General features: G+C 41.4%; 22 protein-coding genes and 1 tRNA gene. 14 read left to right on the top strand and 9 right to left on the bottom strand.

The window, feature by feature from the left end:
* Positions 1-10: 10 nt before the first annotated feature.
* The 3 genes from V7O61_RS01645 to cofD form a co-directional block, all read right to left on the bottom strand.
* Positions 11-1138 carry an ATP-binding protein gene (locus V7O61_RS01645; protein ID WP_023844801.1) on the bottom strand — a complete coding sequence of 376 codons (1128 nt, stop codon included), beginning with the start codon at positions 1136-1138 and terminating at the stop codon, positions 11-13.
* A 70-nt stretch (positions 1139-1208) separates the two neighbouring features.
* Entirely contained in the window at positions 1209-1616 is a 408-nt protein-coding gene (locus V7O61_RS01640; protein WP_407282958.1) for a hypothetical protein, read from the bottom strand.
* A gap of 156 nt (positions 1617-1772) precedes the next feature.
* Positions 1773-2684: a 2-phospho-L-lactate transferase gene (gene cofD, locus V7O61_RS01635; protein ID WP_407282959.1), complete on the bottom strand. Its 912-nt coding sequence runs from the start codon at positions 2682-2684 to the stop codon at positions 1773-1775.
* Positions 2685-2792: 108 nt separating this feature from the next.
* On the opposite strand from cofD, the gene sppA reads away from it, so the two are divergent.
* The 4 genes from sppA (at position 2793) to V7O61_RS01615 (ending at position 5928) form a co-directional block, all read left to right on the top strand.
* On the top strand, positions 2793-3731 hold the full coding sequence (sppA, locus tag V7O61_RS01630) for a signal peptide peptidase SppA (RefSeq protein WP_023844804.1): 939 nt from the start codon (positions 2793-2795) through the stop codon (positions 3729-3731).
* A gap of 76 nt (positions 3732-3807) precedes the next feature.
* Positions 3808-5010, top strand: a complete 1203-nt coding sequence (locus tag V7O61_RS01625) for an HD domain-containing protein (protein WP_023844805.1) — start codon at positions 3808-3810, stop codon at positions 5008-5010.
* Position 5011: 1 nt separating this feature from the next.
* Positions 5012-5377: a hypothetical protein gene (locus tag V7O61_RS01620; RefSeq protein WP_023844806.1), complete on the top strand. Its 366-nt coding sequence runs from the start codon at positions 5012-5014 to the stop codon at positions 5375-5377.
* Complete coding sequence (locus tag V7O61_RS01615) at positions 5377-5928, top strand: UbiX family flavin prenyltransferase (protein ID WP_407282960.1); 552 nt, start codon at positions 5377-5379, stop codon at positions 5926-5928. Before V7O61_RS01620 ends, V7O61_RS01615 begins: the two co-directional genes overlap by 1 nt.
* 295 nt (positions 5929-6223) lie before the next feature.
* Here V7O61_RS01615 and V7O61_RS01610 read toward each other — a convergent pair whose 3' ends face one another.
* The gene (locus V7O61_RS01610; RefSeq protein WP_407282961.1) at positions 6224-6775 is read right to left on the bottom strand and encodes a hypothetical protein; all 552 of its coding nucleotides are present in this window, start codon (positions 6773-6775) and stop codon (positions 6224-6226) included.
* A gap of 287 nt (positions 6776-7062) precedes the next feature.
* On the opposite strand from V7O61_RS01610, the gene V7O61_RS01605 reads away from it, so the two are divergent.
* From V7O61_RS01605 to crcB (V7O61_RS01585), 5 genes are all read left to right on the top strand, one after another.
* Positions 7063-7140, top strand: a tRNA-Pro gene (locus tag V7O61_RS01605).
* A gap of 126 nt (positions 7141-7266) precedes the next feature.
* Positions 7267-7548, top strand: coding sequence for a ubiquitin-like small modifier protein 1 (locus V7O61_RS01600; protein ID WP_288070814.1), 282 nt, complete (start codon positions 7267-7269; stop codon positions 7546-7548).
* 20 nt (positions 7549-7568) lie between these two features.
* Positions 7569-8753 carry a molybdopterin molybdotransferase MoeA gene (locus V7O61_RS01595; protein WP_407282962.1) on the top strand — a complete coding sequence of 395 codons (1185 nt, stop codon included), beginning with the start codon at positions 7569-7571 and terminating at the stop codon, positions 8751-8753.
* A gap of 43 nt (positions 8754-8796) precedes the next feature.
* Positions 8797-9144, top strand: coding sequence for a fluoride efflux transporter CrcB (gene crcB / locus V7O61_RS01590; RefSeq protein ID WP_407283381.1), 348 nt, complete (start codon positions 8797-8799; stop codon positions 9142-9144).
* Entirely contained in the window at positions 9134-9481 is a 348-nt protein-coding gene (gene crcB, locus V7O61_RS01585) for a fluoride efflux transporter CrcB (protein ID WP_023844812.1), read from the top strand. Before crcB (V7O61_RS01590) ends, crcB (V7O61_RS01585) begins: the two co-directional genes overlap by 11 nt.
* Positions 9482-9487: 6 nt before the next feature.
* On the opposite strand, the gene V7O61_RS01580 is transcribed toward crcB (V7O61_RS01585), so the two are convergent.
* A complete protein-coding gene (locus tag V7O61_RS01580) occupies positions 9488-10603 on the bottom strand; it encodes a cytochrome c biogenesis protein CcdA (protein ID WP_407282963.1) in 1116 nt (371 codons plus the stop codon).
* Positions 10566-10991, bottom strand: a complete 426-nt coding sequence (locus tag V7O61_RS01575; RefSeq protein WP_407282964.1) for a hypothetical protein — start codon at positions 10989-10991, stop codon at positions 10566-10568. Before V7O61_RS01575 ends, V7O61_RS01580 begins: the two co-directional genes overlap by 38 nt.
* Before the next feature lie 164 nt (positions 10992-11155).
* Here V7O61_RS01575 and V7O61_RS01570 point away from each other — a divergent pair, with 164 nt between their 5' ends.
* Positions 11156-11485, top strand: a complete 330-nt coding sequence (locus tag V7O61_RS01570) for a DUF190 domain-containing protein (protein WP_407282965.1) — start codon at positions 11156-11158, stop codon at positions 11483-11485.
* A gap of 19 nt (positions 11486-11504) precedes the next feature.
* Here the strand turns inward: V7O61_RS01570 and V7O61_RS01565 are convergent, their stop codons facing one another.
* From V7O61_RS01565 to V7O61_RS01555, 3 genes are all read right to left on the bottom strand, one after another.
* The gene (locus V7O61_RS01565) at positions 11505-11765 is read right to left on the bottom strand and encodes a YhbY family RNA-binding protein (protein WP_407282966.1); all 261 of its coding nucleotides are present in this window, start codon (positions 11763-11765) and stop codon (positions 11505-11507) included.
* Between the two features lie 157 nt (positions 11766-11922).
* On the bottom strand, positions 11923-12621 hold the full coding sequence (locus V7O61_RS01560; RefSeq protein ID WP_023844817.1) for a hypothetical protein: 699 nt from the start codon (positions 12619-12621) through the stop codon (positions 11923-11925).
* A gap of 175 nt (positions 12622-12796) precedes the next feature.
* The gene (locus tag V7O61_RS01555) at positions 12797-13336 is read right to left on the bottom strand and encodes a molybdenum cofactor biosynthesis protein B (protein WP_288070815.1); all 540 of its coding nucleotides are present in this window, start codon (positions 13334-13336) and stop codon (positions 12797-12799) included.
* Positions 13337-13383: 47 nt separating this feature from the next.
* Here V7O61_RS01555 and V7O61_RS01550 point away from each other — a divergent pair, with 47 nt between their 5' ends.
* The 4 genes from V7O61_RS01550 to V7O61_RS01535 all read left to right on the top strand — a co-directional run bounded on the left by V7O61_RS01550 (position 13384) and on the right by V7O61_RS01535 (position 16723).
* Positions 13384-14466 (top strand): DUF1786 domain-containing protein, encoded by a 1083-nt coding sequence (locus V7O61_RS01550; RefSeq protein ID WP_288070817.1) that lies wholly within the window; start codon positions 13384-13386, stop codon positions 14464-14466.
* 203 nt (positions 14467-14669) lie between these two features.
* Positions 14670-15188, top strand: coding sequence for a 50S ribosomal protein L16 (locus V7O61_RS01545; RefSeq protein WP_023844820.1), 519 nt, complete (start codon positions 14670-14672; stop codon positions 15186-15188).
* Between the two features lie 25 nt (positions 15189-15213).
* On the top strand, positions 15214-15822 hold the full coding sequence (locus V7O61_RS01540) for a translation initiation factor IF-2 subunit beta (protein ID WP_023844821.1): 609 nt from the start codon (positions 15214-15216) through the stop codon (positions 15820-15822).
* A gap of 121 nt (positions 15823-15943) precedes the next feature.
* The gene (locus V7O61_RS01535; RefSeq protein WP_023844822.1) at positions 15944-16723 is read left to right on the top strand and encodes an ATPase domain-containing protein; all 780 of its coding nucleotides are present in this window, start codon (positions 15944-15946) and stop codon (positions 16721-16723) included.
* Positions 16724-16728: the final 5 nt, after the last annotated feature.

The following is a 16728-nucleotide window of genomic DNA, read 5'->3' as shown; positions in this document are numbered from 1 at the left end:
CGCACCTCATTCAAACCTTGCCGTCAACAACCGCTCTTAGCTGATCAACACTGAATTCCTCTTCCTCAAATGGCTTCTTACGCATCCTGTGCGGAAGCACCATTTCAGAAGCTTCGATAATATCATCGTTAGTGATACGTTCCCTGCCCTCATAAGCAGCATTTGTCCTGGCGGCACGCTCTATCATGATATCCGCACGGTGTCCGTCCACATTAAAAGCAATACAAATTTCCGCAATGGTGCGCAGGTTATCTCTTGTTGTGGTGACACGGGGAAGCATCTGCATGGCTTTTACAATCTTAGAACGCAGTTTTTCCTGTTCTGCCTCAAACTCACGGATGAACTGTTTAGGCTCATCGTTAAACCTGTTACGCCGTTCCACAATTTCGATACGCTGCTCTACATCATAGATACCGGTAACTTCAACCTGCAATGCTATCCTGTCAAGCAACTGCGGACGAAGCTCACCCTCTTCGGGGTTCATACTTCCCACAATAATGAAATTTGCAGGATGGCTTACACTTACACCTTCACGCTCAACGGTGTTCACACCCATTGCAGCAGCATCCAGAAGAGCATCAACTACAAAATCATCGAGCAGGTTTATTTCATCAACATAAAGAATTCCACGGTTTGCCTGGGCAAGAATTCCCGGATCAAATGCCTGTACACCCTGGCGCACAGCTTTCTCAATATCAAGACTTCCTACAACCCTGTCCTCTGTTGCACCAACTGGAAGGTCCACGACCCTCATCTGCCGCCTGCCAATGTAAAGTGTACCTTTGCGTTTCTTTTCCTGGCATTCCCAGCAGAACTTTTCAGGATCGTTAGGGTCACAATTGAATTTACAACCCTCCACCGTTTCGATCTCAGGTAATATTTCAGTAACGCCTCTTACGGCGGTTGATTTTGCAGTACCTTTCTGGCCGCGTATAAGAACGCCGCCAATAGATGGATTAATAGTGTTAAGAATGAGTGCACGGAGCATTTTCTCCTGTCCGACAATTCCGGCAATCGGATAAAGTACTCTTTCTGTTTTAGTAGCCTGTCTGGCAATGTCCTCCAGATATTCTGATGGAGAATCATTTTCTACGACTTTAGGAACTTCTGTTATTGTTCCAGTGATACTTGAACTCATATTATCGCCTTCCCAGCATGTAATTTTGACTTTTAATTATTGATTTTTTTATTGCTTGCAGCATTCGGCTTTACAGATACCTCAGAATGATCGCAGATATAAGTGCCAGGAATAGGAGAATCAGCCCTCCTACGAAAAATCCGAACACGACTTTCGTATGCACTTTCTTTTCCATATTTTTTGCCAGTCCATTGAGCTCATATAAAGAGAATGTAGAACTCAGCAGGAAAAGGATAGCTGAAAATAGCAAGAGTGAACCTGCAACAAGAATATATTCTGCAGTCCATGTCAATGCCTTGGCGTTTAAAAGATCAATAAAAAAGTCTTTTCCGTGTCTTACATATGAAGCTGTGATCCACAGCATAGTGTAAGCGATCTCTGCTGCGCCCATTATCATTGAACACAGAGCAGTTGTCATAAGCGTGACCATCATCCCTATGTCAGGGATTTTCAAATCGATTTTCCATTCATCACCCACAATTTCACCTTAGGAGTCTGTTTTGTTGGTATGCCCTCAAATTGGAGATACGCAATATATGCATTATAATAATAAAAATATACTTATTAAAATACTGGAATTGGAAAGTTAAATAAAAAAAGAAGTAAGCAGAACTACAGACTGTTTCTGCATTATTTAGAACTGTCTTAATACGGTTTCAGCAAGATTCCTGCTTATATCCACCGTCTTCATCAAAGTATCAGTTCTTGATACACTGCACCCGATTTCTTTAAACCGACTATCTTCTATCGGGTCACGCTCATCGATAATCAGATGGTCAAGGAAATCAGAATAGTATGATGCAACGCCGTATGAGGAAACTTCAATATCTCTTGCAGTCATGAGTTTACCTGCCGGTCCGCTTACAGGTTCAGTACCGATTATAGGGCTGACTGCAATCACCTTTTTCTCTTTCAGAATATCCCTCATCCCGGGAAGCTCTATTATTGGACCGATGCTTGTTATAGGGTTGCTCGGACCTATCAGAACATTGTCTTCCCTTTCAAGTGCCTCCACAACAGCCGAGGAGATAGTTGCTTTTTCAATTCCTTCCTGGCATACTTCCAGAACCTCAGGTTCACCATGTTTTCCAACCCAGAAATCCTGGAAATGCATCTTTCCTTCTGGTGTGTTTATCATACTGGAAATGGGATCATCGGACATCGGGAACACATTAGCTTTTACACCGAATGACTTTGAAAGACCGATTATTGCTTCTGTAAGTGTAAGACCACTCCTGATAAGGTCTGAACGAATGATATGGGTAGCACGGTCAATATCACCAAGCATCATGACCTCATCGTAACCCATATCCTTCATGGCATTGTGAGTTCGATATGTGTCGTCCTTCACGCCCCAACACTTTGAAGTGTCAAGCCTGCCTGAAAGCAGATAGAGTACAGTATCTATATCGGGCGTGATCAGGTTTCCTGAAACCCATATATCTTCTGCGGTGTTAACCACAACAGTGATCTTTTCTTCCGGGTAAACTTCACGAAGGCCGTTCAGTAATTTAGGTGTGCCGGTTCCACCTGAAAAAATTATCATTTTAGTACATCTCCTTGCCAGTTTTTCTTGGTTATACGGTTCAAGCTATATAAGTAAAGACCTCGTAAAATAATATTAGTTATTTCAGAGGAAACAGGAGAAGGAATCTTGGAAAAATCAAGTAAAATATTAATTTATGGTGCTATGGGAATAGTCATTTTAATCCTTGCACTCACAGGGATTATTGTAGCTGTCATGAATATTCCAATAGAAGGATCATCGGGAGAGATCGCTGTTATAGACCTTGACGGAACTATCTATTCAGGAGGAACAGAAGAAGACCTTTTCAGTGACTATCAACCCGGAGTTGAGGACTACATAGAATGGATAGAGGATGCGCAGGAAGATGATGGAACAAAAGCCATTCTCATCAGGATTAATTCACCTGGTGGTGAGGCCATTGCCAGTGAAAAACTTGCAAGAGCGATAAAGGAAGCATCTGAAAAGAAAGTTGTTGTGGCATATGTTGAATCAATGGCTGCTTCTGCGGCTTATCAGGCGGCTTCGTCCACGGATTATATTGTGGCTGAAAAGCAGTCACTTGTTGGTAATATAGGAGTCAGGATGGAAATTATCCATTACTATGGCCTGATGGATGATCTCGGAATTAACGTCACAACCATCAAGAGCGGAGAGTACAAGGATATCGGTTCTCCAACCAGACCAATGACAGAAGAGGAAAAGGAAATGCTTGGTTCCATTGTTAACGAAAGCTATGATGACTTTGTTTCCTGGGTTGCTGAGAACAGAAATATGAGTCTGGAAGAAGCCTACAAGGTTGCAGACGGCAGGATATACAGCGGTTCCCAGGCAAAGAAAGCAGGACTTGTTGATATGGTCGGAACCGAGGAAGATGCAATTGACATTACTGCTGAGATGGCAGGAATTACCGGCGAACCTGACCTGTATGAATATGAAGGAAAATCATCCGGCTTCCTTGGAATGAAACTTAATGACGCACTGTACTCTTTTGGATACGGCTTTGGAAAAGGCCTGGCAGCAACATCAGTTGAAGAAGCATCTTCTTCCTATGGAATGTACTTCTGATAAAACTGTAATTTGCAGGCGAGAAGTAATAGAAACGAGTGCAAAATCATTATAAGATGAAGGATATGTAGGTTGTATGAAAGTCATCCGTGACCCTATACATGGATACATTGAGCTTGACCCGCTCACGTTATCGATAATCGATTCACCGCAAATGCAGCGACTTAGAAGACTTAGTCAGCTTGGGCTGTCAAACCTTGTTTATCCAGGAGCTAATCATTCACGTTTTGAGCACTGCCTGGGAGTTATGCATCTTGCCACTATGTTGACCGGAAAGATAGATACAGTCACGGAAGATGAAAAAGAGGAACTCAGGGTTGCTGCTCTTCTCCATGATGTAGGACATGGACCTTACTCACATGTAACTGAAAATCTTACAAAACTTTACACAAGACAGCACCATGAGGATGTTCGTGAGATACTGAAAAAAGGAGAACTTGGAGAAATTCTAAGTGATAATGGACTGAATCCTGCAACTATTGAAGATCACATCCAGGGAAAAACGGACATGGGAAAAATACTCAACAGTGAGATTGATGTTGACAGAATGGACTACCTTGTAAGAGATTCTCATTATACTGGCGTTGCTTTTGGTCTTGTAGACCATGTAAGACTTATCAATGAGATGAAATTTTACGAGAACAATCTTGTAGTGAATTCAGGTGGTGTCAAGGCGGCAGAATCGCTTCTTGTATCCAGATTCCTGATGCATCCATCGGTTTACTATCACCATGTTTCAAGAATTGCTGAAACTATGTTTACAAGAGCGGTTGATGACCTTATCCAGAAAAAATCACTCAATCCTTTTGATCTCAGGAAGATGGATGATTCTGGACTGCTTGAAATGATACGCAACGATGAAGGTTATGCAGGAGAGCTTGCGCAGAGACTTGACAACAGGAAACTCTACAAAAGGGCGCTTTATGTTGGATTTGATGAAGTTGGCGAGGGAGTCCTAAAGCACCGGAAAAACATCAAAAGAGTGGAAGCTGAGATTGCAGAAGAAGTTGGAATTGAGCCTGAATCTGTGCTTATTGATATTCCCAGAAATCCGGAAATCGCTGAAATGAAAGCTCTTGTGAAAGTCAAGAACAGAATGCTTCGGCTTGATGAAGCATCTCATGTTGTTGCCACTCTGGAGCAGGCACACCGTGATAACTGGAAAATGGGAGTTTATACCCCAACCGAATACAGGGAAGCTGTTGGAAAGGCAGCGAAGAACTTCTTTGAAGTTAAAAGAACAACAAAACAGTTCCGTTTGACAGAGATCGAGGAATAATATGAAAGAAATCAGGAAAGTTGCGGCAGGTATCAGTCTTGTGCTTGAATGGAAAAAGACAGGTGACGATTACGTTGCCAGCCTTACAGGAGGCGATGAACACGTAGGAGCTGTTGGCGTTGGTTTCTATGACCCAGAATCAAAGAGAGCATCTTCATCTGTGATTACATCACCGGGACACAGGGAAACTGAAATTGCACTGAATGGTGCAAAGGAATTCAGCAAGGCATGCAAAGCAACTTCCGTATTCATCGTTGGCATTCATTTAGACAATATAACACTTGATGAGATTAATGAGATCGTTTCCGCATCAGGAGAAATGATCAATGAACTTGCTGTAATTATAGGCGTAGGAGAGGGATTCTAATGGAAATAGTAATAGGAATCAGCGGGGCTTCAGGTTCTGCTTATGGAGTCAGGTTGCTGGAAATTCTTGCAAAAACAGATATTTATACCCATCTTGTCATGACAAAAGCCGCAAAGCAGATACTTGATATCGAAACAGATTACGAGCTATTCTATGTCGAAAGCCTGGCAGATGCAGTCTACGATGAGAGTGATTTTACAGCACCAATTGCAAGCGGTTCTCACAAGTTCTACGGGATGATTATTGCCCCATGCAGCATGAAAACACTTGGCGAAATTGCAGGGGGGATGTCTGATAACCTGCTTGGGCGGGTCGCTGATGTTTGCCTGAAGGAGAGAAGAAAACTGGTGCTGATGCCACGTGAAACGCCTCTTAACCAGATTCATCTTGAAAATATGCTGAGACTTGAGAGAGCCGGCGGAATTATTCTGCCTGCATGCCCCGGATTTTATTCAAGACCACAAACAATTGATGACCTTGTAAATTCTATGGCAGGGCGTGCACTTGACCTGATGGATATTGACAACGATATTTACAAGCGCTGGGAGTGAGATGGCTCTTTCCAGTAAAAGACTCTGCTTGAACTGTGCTTATCTCGCTACCTTAAGCAATCACGGGTTTTGCACTTACCATGGTGACAATTGGAAGCCGGACTTTTGACATGGCAGGCGATCAGTGAATATCCATCATTACTAAAAATGAATCTGGCTCAATTGGTTTAAAATGGGTATTGATCCAGTCATTTAACAGCTTTTTAGATCTATGTATTACATCGATAAACATCTAAATATCGAAATCCTACAGAACCAAATCATCAATGTTTAGATTCTGTACATATATGAACATTCAATCCGTATTGAATGTCAAAGATTCCATGATCTTATTTGCAGTTTCCAGATCATAGTAATAGTAATATCCCGACCTAGCCCCATAGGCTAGCATAAATAATCGATCATTAGCACGGAAGAGCACCATCTTTACTTTTCCTGAATAACTATGGTCAACTACATTTTCTATTTCATACGCTGCGTATCCATTAAAACTAGTATGTTTCCCTCGACCACGAAAACGAAAATCCAATGAACCCATATGAACTAATTGAGCGCCCCATGTTGATTGATAATCAAGAAAATCATCAACTGAACTAGACGATCCAACATAAGCTACTCCAATTATTGATCCGTTTTCGGGATCATTAAATAAAACACTGTTTTGAGTCTCTTCATAATCCCAGGTTTCTGGATAATCAATGCTGAATTTATAATCATCATTTGCATAAGTTTTGTAACCGTCGTTGAAATGGGTAGCATAATCAGCGCAACCACTTGACACAATCATTATGAGAAGAAGAGTACTTATTAAGCTTAAGGAAATTATTAATTTTTGTTTTTTTACCATTTTTCCACTATCCTATTCTCCAATAATTTCCTCTATACCCTAGAAGACTGGAGAGTGGCATAAAAATATAGAAGCAGTATATAAGAATATTTATTTTGCATTATTATAAATTAATACAATATGCGATAAATTGACATAACTATTCATAACACCAACACACATAATTAGAACTGTTAGCCTGTTGTTAAAATCCAAATCAATCAATTCCTATTTAAACCACAGCAGCGCCCCCCGAAATCTATTTATACAATATATGCTATGTAAGGGCTACCCTTCTGAATCTGATTGGGATAGTAGGGTAGCTTGGTCCATCCTCGAGCGTTTGGGACGCTTGGACTGCGGTTCAAATCCGCGCTATCCCACCAGAACTTATTTACAACTTTTCCAGTGAAAATTTTACTATATTCCTACTATTGTTTTGTGACCATTAGCTTGGTCTTTTTGTCTTACAGGATTAGTTTTATAATATATCTGTTGGGAATAATGTCCCCATGGCAAACGTTAAAGTAAAACTATTTGCAAATCTCAGAGAGATTGCACAAACTTCTTCTCTATCACTCACAGGAGACTCTGTTAAAGAGGTGCTCCTTTCACTTACAGAACAATATCCTGCTCTTAAAGAACTCGTATTTGAGGCAGGAACGGATGCAAAACTTTGTGGTTACATCAATGTATTCCTGAATGGAAACAACATCAAGCATATGGAAGGACTTGAGACCGTACTGGGCGATGACGATGAACTTGGAATATTTCCACCGGTATCCGGCGGTTAAACTGAAACAGAGGGACTTGGATGATATTCAGAGAACGCACAGATGTTGGCGAAGCAAAGAGAATGTTCCTTGCCGGGATCAATAGTATTGACAGAACGGAAGTACTCCCTTCAAGATCTGCGATTGGAAGAGTGCTTTCTGCAAGCATACTTGCACCACGCAACGTTCCGCATTACAGACGTTCTGCAATGGATGGATTTGCAGTAAGATCTGTTGATCTTATAGGTGCATCTCCAACAAACCCTGTTATGCTCCAGATATCCGATGAAATAATGGAAGGAACATGTACCCCGGTCAATACGGGAGATTACGTACCTGATGATGCAGATGCAGTTTTGATGATGGAAGATACTATTTCCATCGGAGACATGATTGAGATAAGGGCACAGGTGCATCCCGGAAAGAACGTTGGTGAGATCGGCGAGGATGTAAGGAAAAATGAAATAATATTCAACAAAAGCCACATTCTAAGACCTTGTGACATTGCAGTGCTGGCATCGCTTGGAATTCGTGAGGTCAAAGTCTATTCAAAACCTGTTGTTGCAATTATCCCTACAGGCAATGACCTTCTACCTCTTCCGGGAAGCGAAGAACCTGCACCGGGAAAAACACTTGACATTAACAGCCTCATGATAGGAGAGTATGTAGAGAAATGGGGCGGGAGTGCAAGATATTGCGACATCGTTCCTGAAGATGCTAATCTAATCGAGGAAGCCATCAAGGCAAACCTCGACACTGACATGATTGTTGTTTCTGGCGGAACCTCGGTAGGAGACAGGGATTTTGTTCCGGCTGTAGTGGAAAAACTTGGCAGAAAACTTGTTCATGGAGTAGGACTCAGCCCAGGAAAGCCAACTGCACTTGGAATTGTTGAAAATGTGCCGGTACTCTGTATGCCCGGATATCCGGCAGCAGGGCTTGTGGCGCTCTTTGCATTTGGCAAACCTGCACTTAGAAAATCCGGGAATATACCTGATATACCTGACACAACCGTAAAAGCCACATTAAGCGGGAAAATACTGTCCAGAGAAGGATATGTCAGCTATGCAAGAGTAATACTCGAAGGCAACATTGCTCATCCGCTAATGACAGCTGGTGCAGGAATACTGAGTTCCATTGCAAAATCAGATGGTTTTGTTATAATCCCGGAAAATGTGGAAGGTTGCGAAGAAAGAAGCGAAGTGGACGTAGTGTTAATTGAATAATGATTATCTGAAAAACCAGAGCTCAGAACTTCTCACAATTGGTATGGGAGGATTCTTTGGAGCAATATCAAGATTTCTTATTGCAGGATACTTTGCCCCTGCATCCGGAACTTTTGTGGTAAATGTACTTGGGAGCATACTGCTAGGTATTCTCATGTACAGCTCCGAGTATCTTGGGATTGTATCTCCTAAAACACGTATGTTTTTCGGAATTGGATTTTGCGGATCACTAACTACTTTTTCTACATTCACTGTCCAGACATTCCAGATGCAACTGGTTGAAGCTGCATTCAACATTCTTGCAAATATAATCCTGACACTTGCCGGTATTTTCACTGGCAGGGCATTGGTTATCTATATAATGAGAAGGAGGGAAGGGACTGGTTTCTGAAATCCTTCTTGTAGGAATCGGAGGTTTTATCGGTGCTAACCTCAGATACCTTGTTTCCGGAGCGATTCCCAGAATAAATGAGATTCCTGCCGGAACACTTGCTGTAAATACCATTGGCAGCTTTGTACTTGCAGCGCTGACATTCACTTCAGTGGAAGGAACCCTGCGTTACATGATAAGTGTAGGAATGCTTGGTTCTTTCACAACATTCTCTACATTCGCCTACGAGAGCTTCAGGCTTCTTGATGAAGGAGAAAGCAAACATTTCCTTATGAATATCGGACTTAACCTTTCCTCGTGCCTTTTTGCGGTATATTTAGCTTACATTATTGTCTGATGATTTTCATATGATATTTAACTGCAACAATGCAGCCAGCAAAATCAATATTATTCCTGTGATCAGACGGACTTCTACACGTCTTTTTTCCCTGAACTCGTTTACCTTTTCCGGATCCAGGCCAAAAGCAAGAAGAGCACCAAGTATCAGAATTGGCAGTACAACTGCAAAATTATAAAGACCCATGTACAACACGGCATTTACAGTGTTGCCCCCCGACAGGAGCATTTCGAGGATCATCAGGTAAACAGCGCCCACACATGGGGCTTTCACCAGAGAGAATATTCCTCCGCCAACAAAAGAGATTAGAAGTATATTCTTGCCTCTTGCATGGTTCATCAGATCTACAAACGAATGAGGGGTTTTGAAGGATGATTTTGAATGTTTGCTTATGTAGTATGCATCATAAATATGCCAGACCCCAAAAATAGCAACAAGCAATACCATAAAAGACATTATGGCATCTCTTATTCCAGGAAATGAAGTAATTGTGTTCAGAATTCCAAAACCTACAACCATATAAGTTGCAAATATTCCGGCACAAAAACCAGAAACCAGAACAAGCATATCCTTGCGGGAACCTCCGGAAGAGACAATTGCTGATGCAAGGAAAGCCATGACAGCAATGAGACATGGATTGAAGCCTGCCAGAAGACCTGCAATAAAGATTACGGCAGGAGTTTGATTATCTAATGATTCTGCGGATAAAGATTCAACTTTTGATGATTCTGTATCATAATCCACTACCGGAGCTGTTTCTATTGCTTCAGAAAGCATTGAACTGAGTTTCTCAGTGTCACCTCCATAGTCATTGTAGCTAATTACTATGCTTCCGTTTACGACAACCGCAGGAACAGTTGTAACACCATAACTTTGTGCCAGGCTGAAAGCAGCTTTAATCTCATAGGAAGTGAAGTTAGTATCAGGATAAGTGGAAATCACATCATCTATAACCGGCGATGCCTTTGCGCATTTCAGACAACCATCCTCATAGAAATATTCCACTGACACTGCAGCCTGAGCTAAACCGGTCAGAAGTATCAGAGAAAAGAAAAATACAGGCAGAAACCTGCAGTAATTTCGTTCAGTGACAGGATGTCGATGAACAGGTCTTTTTATCATACTCGCTTTCCAGAACGGATTTGGTTTCAATGCTCAGAAGTTCACCAGTGCTGGAAGAGACAAAGCCTTCAATAACGTACAGGTCTTTGACACCGGAACATGCACAGCTGCGTTCCATAATCCTGACTCTCCAGACATTATTCTCCTCAACGGTACCGTTGGGAACGGAATCTATCAGGTCAGTGCTTGTGACCCTCCATTCCTCCACATGGAAATATTCTTCGGAATAATTAATTGCCATCGGACTGCTTTCAACAATAGTTACTGCCTCTAAAGAGCTTACGTCAGTATCCACACTATCCGAACCCAGGTACGTATAAGCACCTGCTATCCCCACAAGTATCAAAACAGCTATAACTGCAATTACAGTATTGTTGTTTTTTTCCATAAGTATTGGTATTAGCATTTAAGCTATAAAGTTTACTAAACATCATTGTGCACCCGAATCATAAACCCGTATATTGAATGAAAAACTAATTTATTGATGAGAACCAGAAAGAAAATGTAACATTACCTCATTTGCATTAACAAGCAAAGTATCCAGGGGAAAACATGAGAACATTACTTTTAAGAATATATCTGAGTGAGAATGACAAGTACAAAGGAAAAAATGCACACCATGCAGTTATTGAGTTCCTGAAAAACAAAGGTATTGCAGGAGCCACTGTCCATCATTGCATTGAAGGATATGGAGTTCATCACAAGATACACACTGCAAGTGTCCTTAGACTTGGAACTGACCTGCCGGTAATTGTTCAGGCCGTAGATAAAGAAGAAAATATCAGAAACATTATTCCTGAACTAAAGGACATGCTTCCAACCGAGCTTATGATAGTCCAGGATGTGGAAGTCGTCTCAGGAGAATGCTTTAAAGAAGAGTGAAGAGACCTGAAGTCCCTAATCACCTGTAAAGAACAACTGTGCTGCCCCTTACATCGATAAGGGTTGTCTTAGTTGCTTCTGCAAGTTTTGCAGCAGATGTTTTGATGTCTTCTCCCTCTGCGCTGGTCTTTAGCATCTTGACTTTAATAAGACGGTTAGCTTTAACCTGCTTTTTAATTTCTTCCAGTACAGAATCAGTGATCCCATTCTTTCCTATGTTGATAATAGGTTTGATTTTTGTTGCTTCGTTTTTTAATTGATATAATTTCTCTTTATCCATAATTAATACTCCGATAATTTGTATTAAATTTTGAATTATATGTCACAAGTTGGGTGTTGAGTATTTGAAACTGACCATTGACACTGGATATTTCCAAAATTGTAAAACACACAAAAAGTAGTGTAAAAGGAATATGACTGCCCACTATAAGGCAGTTTTAGGTTTTTTTGAGAACGATATCTGTTCCTTCTATTGCATACTCAAACCATGGAGTAGGCTTTGAAGTCATTCCCACTACCCTCATGGCATAGGCATCTCCAACAGCCTTTATTTCGATCATCCCATCAAAGAGCTGTTTCAGGGTAGCTATTGTTTGTGCATCGTGCATCTCATCTTCGACCACATACAAACCAAAACCGTTAGCAGCTTTTACACGTCCTGTGAAGACATGCAGGAACCTGAAAACTGTCTGTATGTTTGAATACATAAGGATAGTTGACAGGGAGTTGATACAAAGATGAACCTGCTGCTTCTTCTTTTTAATGAGCATTTCTTCAAAGAACTGGCTGATCTTTACACCGATGCCGGTCAGATCCACCGGACTTGAAGCCCTTTTTATCTTTTCAGTATCTGCTGCACCCATTCCAAGTGTCTTGGTAACGCAGTCGACAATACCAATATCTGCTGTTGATGTGTCCAGACCATAATCTTCGAACCACCCGAGAACACGTTCCCCTGGCTCACGTGTAGATACTATTATAGCCGATCCGGCAGGACTCTGGCTGTTAAAAATAATGGCATCCAGCAGGTCATCTTTTCGGCTCATAGGTGGACCTATCATCATTAGATTAGTTCCTTCCCGGATGTCGCCTAGGAGCTCATCCAGTTCCTTGATGCCTAAAGAGTAGCCGGACATGTTTCCCTCTTCATTGGGATTGTATATAGGATTTGCCCTTTAGAGATTTTTTTAATCCTCTTTAAAGGGATTCTACATCATTTACTTCCATTACAAATATAAATATTAACGTATATAAATGTGCCTTTTTGGTACACTCTAATTAAATAAAATATACAATATAAACCTTTTTTGGTTACTGGCGAGCATGTTTCACAAGATGGCCGGTTTCAGGTAGTATAATGTCTTTCAAGGCAAGTTCCACGGCATTTGGAGAACCAGGAACGCAGAATATAACTTTTCCTTTTAAAAGGCCTGCTGCTGCACGCGAGAGAATAACTGAACTGCCTATCTGTTCTATACTCTTGAAGCGGAATAGTTCACCAAATCCAGGAATATCCTTGTCAAACAGGGGTGCTACGGACTCTATAGTTACATCCTTTGACGCAAGTCCGGTTCCACCACTTGTGATTACAACATCTGCATCAGATTCAAGTGCGCGGTGTATGGAACCTTTGATCAATGAAGGATCATCCGGAACCAATTCATATTTTGTAACTTTGTGCCCATTGGAAGTCACAAGTTCCTGCATCAGTTTCCCGGAACCATCATTGGCTTCCTCTGGCGAGGAAACTGCTCCAAATTCACTGAATCTGGAACTGGAAATGGTGACCAGATAAAAAGAATACACTTTCAACGTGCCTTCTTTATGTTCTTTTGTGGACTGACTGCTCATACGAAGTATTTATACCTTAAAAAGTATAAGAAACACTCGATTAGACCATGAGAATACTTTCTATTGATGTCGGGACAGGCACGCAGGATATACTGCTTTATGATACTGAACGTGAGATTGAGAACAGTCTTGTGATGATTATGCCATCACCGACAGTTATTGTTGCAGAAAGAATTAGAAAGGCAACTCATGAAGGGCGCAATATTATCCTTACAGGAGATGTGATGGGAGGAGGACCCTGTGTCAGAGCCATTAAAGCCCATATGGAAAAGGAGTTAAAGGTCTATGCAACTGAAAAAGCTGCCCTTACAATAAAAGATGACATCGAGAGAGTAAAATCGATGGGTATCAATATAGTGTCAGAAGATGAACTGGAAACTCTTGCTGATGCAACTCAAAAAATAGTTCTTCAGGATATTGATGTTGATGCACTCAGTAATGCTCTTGGTAGTTTTGGAGTGAGTATGCCGGAAATGATTGCTGTGGCAGTACAGGATCATGGAAACTCACCTCAGGAAAGTAATCGCATATATCGTTTCAGGATATTTGAGAGACTTATAGATGAAGGTGGAAACTTTGAACAGTTTGCCTACAATGCCGACAATGTCCCTGATGAATTCACTCGCATGGCAGCAGTTGCAAGAACACTGAGAAGGCATGACACTATCAAAGATACTATTATCATGGATACCGGACCTGCTGCAATATTTGGAGCTCTGCTTGATGAAAATGCATTACAGCCGGCAATAGTTGTAAACATTGGAAATGGTCACACGCTTGCAGCTATTGTAAAAGACAATCGTGTTGTTGCGTTGTTTGAACACCACAGCTCTGCACTTGACGGAGAAAAGTTACAGAAATACATAATAGATTTTGCCAGCGGTAATCTTAGTTTTGAGGATATCTTTGATGATGGAGGACATGGTTGCTACATACGTGAAACACCCGGATTTAATGCAATCAGGTCAATAATGATAACCGGACCCAGACGTAACATACTTATGAATATGGATAAAGAGAAGCGGGACAATATTGTATGGGATAAGCTGTTTTTTGCATCCCCATATGGAAACATGATGCTGTCAGGCTCTTTCGGACTTCTTACAGTCCAGCTTGGCAAAGAGCTCTGAACCTGTGATAAGACTTATAAACTCCAAGGTAGTATGAGGACAGCCATCGAGATTAATCCATATTGTTGAAGGTTGAGAGCAACATCAACAAATACAAATATATACATATCAATTAAGGTACAAATCCAGATGCAAAAATAACGGTATTATCATAGTTACGTACCGTTCTTTATTACGATAATTAATTCAAGGAGATTTTATTCATGGTAAGAAAACCAGCAAGTATGTACAGGAACGTCAGACAACGCTCATACACCAGAAGGAAATACATGGGTGGTGTGCCAGGTAGCCACATCATTCACTACGATATGGGTAACAAGAGCGCTGAGTTCCCTATAAAGGTAACACTCGTAGTTAAAGAAAGATGCCAGTTACGCCACACTGCACTTGAAGCTGCACGTATTACAGCTAACAGGGCAATGGTAAACGCAGCAGGTCGTGCAGGATACCACATCAAGCTCAGAGTATATCCACACGAGGTACTCAGAGAGAACAAGCAGGCTACCGGAGCAGGTGCAGACCGTGTATCCAGTGGTATGCGTGGTGCATTCGGAAAGAACGTAGGAACTGCAGCAAGAGTTTCAGCCGAGCAGAAGATCTTCACAATATCTGTTAACAAAGAACACTTTGCAGCAGCAAAGGATGCTCTTAGAAAAGCTGGCCAGAAACTGCCAAGCCCAGTCAGAATTGTAGTTGATCAGGGTATGGAACTTGTACAGTAAATAAAATTACAACGAGGGATAAAAGATGGAAGATTACGAAGCACTTCTGGATCGTGCAATAGCAAACTTACCCGACATGGAGACTACGGATGCCCGTTTCGTAATCCCTGAGCCAAAGATCATGGTGGAAGGTAAGACCACTATCCTTGATAATTTCAACAATATTGCTGATGTCCTTAACAGAAACCCGGATCATGTGATGAAATATCTCACACGTGAAATGGGAACTGCCGGAAAGATAGATGGTCAAAGGGCAGTGTTCCAGGGGAGATTCTCCAAGGAACAGATAAAATCCAATATTGAAGCATATGTTGAAGAATTCGTCATGTGTTCCGAATGTGGAAGACCTGACACCCAGCTTACCAAGATGGACCGCATAATGGTGCTTAAATGTGCTGCATGTGGTGCACACAGACCGGTAAAGAAGAGACGTGCCAGCGCGCCTGTTAAACAGGATGCAATTGAAGAAGGTAAAGAATATGATGTCAGGATCGATGCAGTTGGTTCAAAAGGTGACGGAATTGCTAAGGTTGACAGATATACTATCTTCGTACCTGGTGCTGCAAAGGGCGAAACCCTTAAAATAAGAATCAAGAGAATCAGCGGAACCCTCGCATTTTCTGAGAAAGTATGATACCTGGACACAGGTATCAATAATCTTCTTTTTTTGAAATCTTTTTTTAAAAGCAATTGTTATATAATATTCGTGCGGTAAATATATTAAATTACTCGAAAATAAATAATCGAGGAAAGATATGGCACGAGTACCCACAGGAATACCAGGATTTGATGAACTTATAGAAGGCGGGTTCATAGAAAATGATGTAATTCTCCTGACAGGAGGACCTGGCGCAGGTAAATCTACTTTTGGATCACAATACCTGTATTCAGGAATTACTCAGTACAATGAACCGGGAGTTTATGTTACTTTTGAGGAGACACCTGCCCGCATAATGAGAAACATGTGGAGATACGGCTGGGATATGGAACGTCTTATCAAAGAAAACAAGCTCCGCATTATCAGGGCGGACCCCATTGCCTACGGACGTTACATCAAGAAAACCCTGGAACCTGACAAACATGACCATGATAATGCAACACTGGAAACCGTGCTGAAACAGATTTATGCAAGTGTGAAGGAAATTAATGCTAAAAGACTTTTCATTGATTCGCTGACCTCTCTTAAAATATCTCCTGATCCGGTAGATGTAAGGCATATTATACTTGAATTTGTCAAGAATATAGAAAGTTTTGACTGCACCACGCTAATAACAAGTGAAGCAAACATGAACCCCGACCATTTCAGTGTCGAAGAGTACCTTGCCGAAGGAGTTATCTGTCTTAAAGTCAACAGGATTGCCGGAGAAAGGATCAGATCCCTTGAGATATTAAAAATGCGAGGTGTAAAGCACGACGAAGTGCTTCGCCCATATGTGATTACTGATAAGGGCATTATTGTCTATTCGTCCGATTCTGTTATAGGCAAGGAAGCTGATGTGTTCTCCCTACAAAGATCTTCGATTCTTGGGGAATAATGTAA

The organism is Methanolobus sp. WCC1 (genome assembly GCF_045690315.1).
GTDB classification, from domain to species: domain Archaea; phylum Halobacteriota; class Methanosarcinia; order Methanosarcinales; family Methanosarcinaceae; genus Methanolobus; species Methanolobus tindarius.
Note: the sequence above shows the minus strand (reverse complement) of the source record. Positions and strands in the feature narration are given on the sequence as shown.

What these genes read in the sequence shown, in the direction of transcription:
- V7O61_RS01610 (WP_407282961.1), bottom strand. Translation starts at nt 6,775, where the DNA reads ATGGTAAAAAAACAAAAATTAATAATTTCCTTAAGCTTAATAAGTACT.
- V7O61_RS01645 (WP_023844801.1), bottom strand. Translation starts at nt 1,138, where the DNA reads ATGAGTTCAAGTATCACTGGAACAATAACAGAAGTTCCTAAAGTCGTA.
- V7O61_RS01565 (WP_407282966.1), bottom strand. Translation starts at nt 11,765, where the DNA reads ATGGATAAAGAGAAATTATATCAATTAAAAAACGAAGCAACAAAAATC.
- V7O61_RS01560 (WP_023844817.1), bottom strand. Translation starts at nt 12,621, where the DNA reads ATGTCCGGCTACTCTTTAGGCATCAAGGAACTGGATGAGCTCCTAGGC.
- V7O61_RS01595 (WP_407282962.1), top strand. Translation starts at nt 7,569, where the DNA reads ATGATATTCAGAGAACGCACAGATGTTGGCGAAGCAAAGAGAATGTTC.
- V7O61_RS01570 (WP_407282965.1), top strand. Translation starts at nt 11,156, where the DNA reads ATGAGAACATTACTTTTAAGAATATATCTGAGTGAGAATGACAAGTAC.
- V7O61_RS01540 (WP_023844821.1), top strand. Translation starts at nt 15,214, where the DNA reads ATGGAAGATTACGAAGCACTTCTGGATCGTGCAATAGCAAACTTACCC.
- V7O61_RS01555 (WP_288070815.1), bottom strand. Translation starts at nt 13,336, where the DNA reads ATGAGCAGTCAGTCCACAAAAGAACATAAAGAAGGCACGTTGAAAGTG.
- V7O61_RS01580 (WP_407282963.1), bottom strand. Translation starts at nt 10,603, where the DNA reads ATGATAAAAAGACCTGTTCATCGACATCCTGTCACTGAACGAAATTAC.
- V7O61_RS01600 (WP_288070814.1), top strand. Translation starts at nt 7,267, where the DNA reads ATGGCAAACGTTAAAGTAAAACTATTTGCAAATCTCAGAGAGATTGCA.
- V7O61_RS01545 (WP_023844820.1), top strand. Translation starts at nt 14,670, where the DNA reads ATGGTAAGAAAACCAGCAAGTATGTACAGGAACGTCAGACAACGCTCA.
- V7O61_RS01625 (WP_023844805.1), top strand. Translation starts at nt 3,808, where the DNA reads ATGAAAGTCATCCGTGACCCTATACATGGATACATTGAGCTTGACCCG.
- cofD (WP_407282959.1), bottom strand. Translation starts at nt 2,684, where the DNA reads ATGATAATTTTTTCAGGTGGAACCGGCACACCTAAATTACTGAACGGC.
- V7O61_RS01620 (WP_023844806.1), top strand. Translation starts at nt 5,012, where the DNA reads ATGAAAGAAATCAGGAAAGTTGCGGCAGGTATCAGTCTTGTGCTTGAA.
- V7O61_RS01615 (WP_407282960.1), top strand. Translation starts at nt 5,377, where the DNA reads ATGGAAATAGTAATAGGAATCAGCGGGGCTTCAGGTTCTGCTTATGGA.
- V7O61_RS01550 (WP_288070817.1), top strand. Translation starts at nt 13,384, where the DNA reads ATGAGAATACTTTCTATTGATGTCGGGACAGGCACGCAGGATATACTG.
- V7O61_RS01535 (WP_023844822.1), top strand. Translation starts at nt 15,944, where the DNA reads ATGGCACGAGTACCCACAGGAATACCAGGATTTGATGAACTTATAGAA.
- V7O61_RS01575 (WP_407282964.1), bottom strand. Translation starts at nt 10,991, where the DNA reads ATGGAAAAAAACAACAATACTGTAATTGCAGTTATAGCTGTTTTGATA.
- crcB (WP_407283381.1), top strand. Translation starts at nt 8,797, where the DNA reads ATGGGAGGATTCTTTGGAGCAATATCAAGATTTCTTATTGCAGGATAC.